2 protein-coding genes and 1 pseudogene are annotated in these 873 nt (G+C 50.9%); 1 reads left to right on the plus strand and 2 read right to left on the minus strand.

Going from position 1 to position 873, the window contains the following annotated elements; all coding sequences use genetic code 11:
- The coding region (locus H0R92_RS13985) for a TCP-1/cpn60 chaperonin family protein (protein WP_432966283.1) at nucleotides 1-219 on the plus strand (219 nt) is incomplete at its 5' end.
- 161 nt (nucleotides 220-380) lie between these two features.
- On the opposite strand, the pseudogene H0R92_RS13990 reads toward H0R92_RS13985, so the two are convergent.
- Nucleotides 381-677 (minus strand): annotated as a pseudogene (locus H0R92_RS13990) (hypothetical protein); the annotation flags it as partial.
- A complete protein-coding gene (locus H0R92_RS13995; RefSeq protein ID WP_432966286.1) occupies nucleotides 678-848 on the minus strand; it encodes a hypothetical protein in 171 nt (56 codons plus the stop codon). It lies immediately after the preceding pseudogene.
- Nucleotides 849-873: the final 25 nt, after the last annotated feature.

Here is an 873-nt window from a genome sequence, read left to right on the forward strand (position 1 = left end):
AAAGGTATCGGCTTTGACGCCGCCAAGATGGAATGGAAGGATATGATGGCAGCCGGTATTATCGACCCTGCAAAGGTTACCCGCTCGGCACTGCAAAACGCGGCTTCAATCGCCGGTTTGCTGCTGACCACCGAAGCGGCTATTACCGACATTCCCGAAAAGAATCCCCCCGCTCCGATGCCCGGCGGCGGAATGGGCGGTATGGACGGCATGTATTGATAAAGCCGCACGGCTTCCCTTGCGGGAGCCGGTGCTTACCGCCGGTTAAAAGTAAAAAGGGCTGTCCGAAAACTTCGGTTTTTAGGCAGCCTCTTTTTTTATGGAAAAACCGCCCGGGGAAAACCGCACGGCTCCCTTACGAAAGCTTGTGCCGGGCGGACTCACAGTCGTGCGATTTCCTCGCGGGATAAGCCCGTACCCGAAGCTATCGTATCGAGCTCAACGCCAAGCCGCTTAAGGGCTGCTGCCGTTTCGAGTGCTTTTTGCCGGGCACCTTTTTCAAGCCCGATAGCTTCGCCTTCTTCCAAGGCGATCTCGCGTTCTTCTTCTCTTTGAACCGCTATATCGGTTGCGTAATCATATTCTGCCAACAACATATTCATTACCTCCCGCGATTTGCGCTCCAAGTACTCTTTAAGTATATCATTATTTATACATTCCTGTACAGCTTCGTAATATCAAAAAGCAGATACGTTGTATATACGATTAACCGTCAGGGCAGTTTTGTATACAATTTCGCGCACTTCTTTAAGGGGTGAGGCTCCCGCCGAATACTTTGTTTTTACCGCAACCGTAAACTTGCCCGCAGGTATGCGGGCGATAAGCGGATGTCCGGCAAAACTATACAATTCCCCGATTTCGTGTTATACTTTA

It is taken from the genome of Treponema sp. OMZ 840, from assembly GCF_050937815.1.
Classification (GTDB): domain Bacteria; phylum Spirochaetota; class Spirochaetia; order Treponematales; family Treponemataceae; genus Treponema_C.